A 5,595-nucleotide genomic window follows, 5' to 3' on the forward strand; every position below is an offset into this window, starting at 1 on the left:
CCGTACAGCATAGAAGTTGAAACTTTACTAAATTTCTATATTTTTTATAGTAAAAAGATAAGATAGAGAATACTTATCTACTAGTATAAAATTCCGTATTAAAATATATATAAACTCCGATTATTCACTTCCATGAAGGAATAGCTAGTCTGTCCTGACAGACAATCAGTCTGTGTACACAGACTGTAAATCTGACTAGACAGATTAAAATACTAATTTTTAAGTATTAACAATTTTTAACTAAATTTATTTGGTACTTTATTTGGTAGTCCTAAATTTTAGTATTACCTTTGTTAGTATAAACAATAAGTATTAAATAAATTATGATAGTACAAGAAAATACAGTAATTGGAGAAGGTGGAGAAATCCTAAGTTCAGAAATTAAGACTATAAAAAAGGTATCTCTAGATCAATTTTGTCAAGTATATCTTCAAGATAACGAAGAATTTTACTGTTTATCAAAAGCAGAAAATAATGTTTTAAGTGTCTGTTGGAGATATTCAATATATTATGATGATAAAGAATTAGATTTACCAGGAAATAAAGTTACAGTAGATAAACAATTGAAAGATATAATAATGCAAAAGACTAAATTAGCAGAAAGTACTGTAAAGAATGCTTTTACATCTTTAGTAAAAAAAGATATGTTAATAAAGGATAAGAATTATAAATCAGTATATTACTTAAATCCTAAGTACTTCTTCAAAGGTGCTTTATCTGCAAGAACTAGATCTATTAAGCATAGTATAGAATATCAATTATGTAAAGAATAAAATACTTCCAAGAGTGATCTGCCCTTAACGGGTAAGCCGAAGGTGAATATATATGCGGAACTATAGAGAATAAAATCTATAGAATCTAAAGATAAAAAACTTTAGAGATAACATTATTGGGAAGAGGAGTCTGTATCACGTACAGTTGCTGATATGGCAAAAGAAGAGGCTTCTTGGCTTCGTAAACAACATGCTATTCTTGATTTTTATAAAGATTTAGGTAGAAGTTAAAGAGATTAGGAATCATTATTTATTAATTAAACCTAATTGGAAGACACATTACGCGTTAAACTAAAAGCATTTAGAGACGACTGTGGATATATAAAATATGTGTTTCAAGATCTAGACAGAGAAGCTCATTTTATACTATGTACTAAATTTCCTAATTGGGATACTCCTCTTATAAAAATAGACGATAGAGGATTTCTTAGATATAAGGAAATTTATGCAGGTAAGTCTGAATGGTATGATCCAGAAACTAAAGATTTTATACCATATAAATATGATGCTATTCAGTTTCTAGATTTTGTACATGAAAATGAATACAAAGATAGAAATGTTTTAATTTAAAAGAATTATGAAAAAGATTATCAAAGAAGGAAAATTTGTTGATTTTAAAGGTTTAGAAAGAGATTATACTATCTGTGCTATGATTCAGAATGTAACTTACTCTGATTATTATATGGAAATTATTCCAGAAGATAGAGATGAGTTTTGTCATATAGAGGAACCTAAAGCTATTCTTTCTATTGGATTATCAATCTGTCATGAGCAAGATATGGATAAATATAATCAGAAGATTGGCAGATTACAAGCTATTGGTAGAGCACTTAAATGTAAGAATACAAGTATAGTAATGACTCTTGATAACTATAAATTTGCGACAGATGACCTTCTTAACAGCGTTACAGATACATTTGAGAAAGACTTTAAAAGATGTCCAGGCAAATATATCAAAGGATATAATGATGCTGAAATAAAATGGAGAAAGAAACATGAACAGGAAGTTAGCAATCTTGGTTGTGTTCCTTCTAGTAATAACTAATATTGTAGTTATATATTGTTACTACAATGGAGGAAAGAAAACGGATATAACTAATATTGATTCATTATTAGTAATTAATAATTCACTAGATAATGCTAATCAATTATTAAAAAACAAAGTAGATAGTCTATTAAAGGAAATTAGTAAAGTAGATTCAACTATAGTAAAAATAAACAATATTTATGAGAAAGATTCTAACGATATTACTAATCAGTATATTTCCGAAGATATTTTGTTTTTCTCAAACTACTTATCCAAGAATAATTTCTGATTCTTTAATAGTAATTACTTCTTCTCAATTAAAACAAACTAATCTTATTTTTGCAGAGCATCAAAAACTTAAATCTTTAAATATTCAATTAGATTCTAAATATACTATACAAGAAGAGATTAGTTCTATATTAAATCAATCTACAATAGTAAAAGACCTACAAATAACTAATTTACAGGCTATTAATAATATTAATAAAACTACTTTATTAAATACTAATAAAGAATTAAGTCAATATAAAAAAAGACAAAATATATTAGTTATTGGGGGATGTACAATCGGTGCATCCCTTACACTCTTGTTATTATTTAAATAATTATGGAAATAGAAGAGTGGGAGAAAAAAGGTTTTAGAATTGGAATATTTCCAGTTCTACATCTAGGTAAGCATGAATGGACAGCTGGAGTAAGAATAGGCTCTGAAGATAAAATGACTTGGCTTAATAATAAAGATGAAGGTTGTACTTATAGTAGTTTCACTTCATACAGTAATGCTTTATCAAAAGCTATAGATTTCTGTGTTAATTATAAACCTAAAAGGAAATCTAAATGAAGAAAAGTTATAAAGAAGATCCTATACTTACAGGTAAAGCCAAAGAAAAGGAAACAAAAGATTTACATAAGAAAGAATGGAAATATCCAGCTAGAGGATGTAAAATATGTTTACTTTATCCATGCTTTAAGGGACAAGAAAATATGGTAGCAGATTATGCTAAATATGGGTGTGTAGATTATCAAGAAGATGAACTGAGAAAACTTTGAATGAGAAAAAAGTTTATGCTAAATTATTAGCAGGGAGAAGAGAATTAGGAGGTTATGTAAAATATGTATTTCAAGATTTAAATACTGGTAAATATATATTATGTACTAAGTTTCCTAACTGGAACTCTGAACCAATTAAATTAGGTACTATTGGGTATCTAAGATATGAAAAAATATCAGCTGGAGAGCTGTACTCTATACGTAATGACTGTGTTCCTTATAAATATACTATTGATAAATTCATTAGTTTTGAAAGAGAGGAAAAACGTAACAGTATTATATTTATTTGAGATTAATAATTTTAAAAGATACAATTATGAAAAATTAATAATTAATATTTATATATGACAATTATAAGAGAGAGATTGGAAGAGGCAATGGCATCCAAGAAAACAGACATTAAGAATTTTATTTGGAAAGGTGAGAAAAAAGAGGTAAATGGTGTAATGATGCAAGAGGAAATTAGACTTATTGATGCTGATGAGAAACAGCTCAAGAAGTTCTATAACCATTGTATGTCTATGTTATATAATCAGGATAAACAAAATCCTGGAAGATATTTACTTTTGGATATTATTAAGGATCAGATTGCAAGATGCAATTGTGAGTTATTCTTACGTTGGTTAGAGCAGGAAAAAGGTAAACCGCGTTTTACATTCTTATCTGATGTAAGAACTATCTTAGATAACAATAAAGACAGTATTCCTGATACTAATAATATTCCTATTTCTACAATAGTAGGTGGATGCCCAGATGAATTTAAGGATATTCCTATCAGTTTAATTATTGATGGATGTATTGATCGTTTAGGTTATTTCAATAAACAACATATCACATTATCTTTCATTCTCAAACAAGGACTTTGGTTTACTCAGCAAGAGCTTAAAGATTTAACAGAGAAAAATGAGGATGGAACCACTAGAGATAGAGTTGAAGTAGTTAAAGAGAGATTAGGTTTAACTAAACCTGATATTAATATTTATATTACTCCTAAAGGATTAAGCTTTGCTCAATTAAAAGCAATGACTTCCCTAAGAAGCAAGAAGTATTCTGAATTGACTACAGATCAACTTAAAACTCTTAGAAATATAATCTTGTTTGCACTTAGTGACGAAGTACGATTCCATATTAGTCAGTGGGAGGCTAGAGTTAGTCAGCTGGATGAAGTCGCTAAGTTTAAAGGAATTACATTAGGAAAATGATTTTAAATTTAGGAATTAAATTATTATATTATAGTAGTTTAATTTATAAAATATCACCTGAACAATATTCTATGTTTATGGTGTTTATCTGAATAAAGGGCTATAGTAGGAATCTCCCAAACCTGAGCCCTTGATCCAGGAACGGAAACAGACCATTGGGTAATTCCATAGGAGTGCAGTTAGGGGAGATATTTTTATTATGACTAGAGACGAAAGACAAAGTTTAAGTGTTCAAAAATGGATTGATAATAAATGTAATGGAGTAGTAATAGCTCCTACTGGAGTGGGAAAGACTCGAATTGCATTATTATCTATAAAAAGATTTATTAGTAAAAATCCAACTAAAAAAGTCCTTATAGTAGTTCCTAATGATGCTCTAGTAAAACAATGGAATGCTGAAATAACTGATTGGGGATTTAGTTATAACTGTGAAGTTGTAACTATGTTTAAAACATCTAAAGAAGAAGAATACCGTACTGATCTTTTAATAATTGATGAAGTTCATCGCTGTTTAGCTGAAACTCTGATAAAAGTATTCTCTGTAGTTAAATATAAAATGTTATTATGTTTAACTGCTACTCTAATAAGAGTGGATGGAATGCATAATTATTTATTGCAATTCTGCCCAGTAGTAGATACTATAACTATGGATGAAGCAGTAAATAATAACTGGATTTCTACATTTAAAGAATATAAAATATTATTAGATGTAGATCTAGCAGAATATAATGAATATAATCAGAGATTTAATGAAGCTTTTGCATTTTTTGATTACAATTTTTCATTATGTATGAGTTTTACAGGACAAGATGGATGGAGACACATGGAACAATTCATTAAAGATAGATGTCCAGAATATTCTAAGAGGGAAGAGTTTAGAAAAATAGTTAAACCAATGGTTTATCAATTTACTAGTAATCTTCAAAAAAGAAAGAAATTTATATCTAGCCATCCTAAGAAAATAGAAATTACCAATAGAATTTTAGAAGCATATAGTAATAGAAAATGTATTACCTTTAGTAGTACTATAGAAATGGCTGAAAAGATTAAATACGGTAAAGTATATAGTGGTAAAACTTCTAAAAAAGAAGGAAGAGCTACTTTAGAAGATTTCTTAAAACCTGGAGCTGGAGTAATAAATTCTATTTATAAACTAGATGCTGGATTTAATTGCCCAGAAGCATCTATTGGAATTATTCTTGGTTACGATAGTTCTCAAACTAAAAATACTCAAAGAGTAGGTAGACTTATTAGAATTTTCGAAGGAAAGGAAGATGCTAAAATATTTACTTTAGTATTAAAGGGAACTGTAGAAGAAAAATGGGCTAATGATAAATCTACTAATGGATATATAACTTTAGATGAAGAAGGATTAAACAAGTTACTGGCTGGAGAAGAATATACTCCGAAGAAAGAAAAACAAACTCAATTAACCTTTAGATTTTAGCATGATAAAAGTAACATATATTATTAATAATATAAAAGAAGAGGATATAGAGTTTTCTCCTCCATCATTCTTAGATTTATTAAAGGATGATCTAGA

Annotated in this window: 9 protein-coding genes; all 9 read left to right on the forward strand. The window is 28.1% G+C overall.

Features of this window, described 5'->3' with window-relative positions:
* Positions 1–323: 323 nt before the first annotated feature.
* The 9 genes from ACI3VO_RS04470 to ACI3VO_RS04510 all read left to right on the forward strand — a co-directional run bounded on the left by ACI3VO_RS04470 (position 324) and on the right by ACI3VO_RS04510 (position 5,499).
* Entirely contained in the window at positions 324–773 is a 450-nt protein-coding gene (locus ACI3VO_RS04470) for a hypothetical protein (protein ID WP_439756769.1), read from the forward strand.
* A gap of 267 nt (positions 774–1,040) precedes the next feature.
* Entirely contained in the window at positions 1,041–1,343 is a 303-nt protein-coding gene (locus tag ACI3VO_RS04475) for a hypothetical protein (RefSeq protein ID WP_439756770.1), read from the forward strand.
* Positions 1,344–1,350: 7 nt separating this feature from the next.
* Complete coding sequence (locus ACI3VO_RS04480; protein WP_439756771.1) at positions 1,351–1,818, forward strand: hypothetical protein; 468 nt, start codon at positions 1,351–1,353, stop codon at positions 1,816–1,818.
* 182 nt (positions 1,819–2,000) lie between these two features.
* Positions 2,001–2,405 carry a hypothetical protein gene (locus ACI3VO_RS04485; RefSeq protein ID WP_439756772.1) on the forward strand — a complete coding sequence of 135 codons (405 nt, stop codon included), beginning with the start codon at positions 2,001–2,003 and terminating at the stop codon, positions 2,403–2,405.
* 2 nt (positions 2,406–2,407) lie between these two features.
* A complete protein-coding gene (locus ACI3VO_RS04490; RefSeq protein WP_439756773.1) occupies positions 2,408–2,641 on the forward strand; it encodes a hypothetical protein in 234 nt (77 codons plus the stop codon).
* Positions 2,638–2,850 carry a hypothetical protein gene (locus tag ACI3VO_RS04495; protein ID WP_439756774.1) on the forward strand — a complete coding sequence of 71 codons (213 nt, stop codon included), beginning with the start codon at positions 2,638–2,640 and terminating at the stop codon, positions 2,848–2,850. Before ACI3VO_RS04490 ends, ACI3VO_RS04495 begins: the two co-directional genes overlap by 4 nt.
* Positions 2,847–3,140: a hypothetical protein gene (locus ACI3VO_RS04500; protein WP_439756775.1), complete on the forward strand. Its 294-nt coding sequence runs from the start codon at positions 2,847–2,849 to the stop codon at positions 3,138–3,140. Before ACI3VO_RS04495 ends, ACI3VO_RS04500 begins: the two co-directional genes overlap by 4 nt.
* A 54-nt stretch (positions 3,141–3,194) precedes the next feature.
* Positions 3,195–4,052: a hypothetical protein gene (locus tag ACI3VO_RS04505; RefSeq protein ID WP_439756776.1), complete on the forward strand. Its 858-nt coding sequence runs from the start codon at positions 3,195–3,197 to the stop codon at positions 4,050–4,052.
* Positions 4,053–4,251: 199 nt separating this feature from the next.
* The gene (locus ACI3VO_RS04510) at positions 4,252–5,499 is read left to right on the forward strand and encodes a DEAD/DEAH box helicase (RefSeq protein WP_439756777.1); all 1,248 of its coding nucleotides are present in this window, start codon (positions 4,252–4,254) and stop codon (positions 5,497–5,499) included.
* Positions 5,500–5,595: the final 96 nt, after the last annotated feature.

The organism is Intestinibacter sp., assembly GCF_051866655.1.
Taxonomy (GTDB): Bacteria; Bacillota; Clostridia; order Peptostreptococcales; family Peptostreptococcaceae; genus Intestinibacter.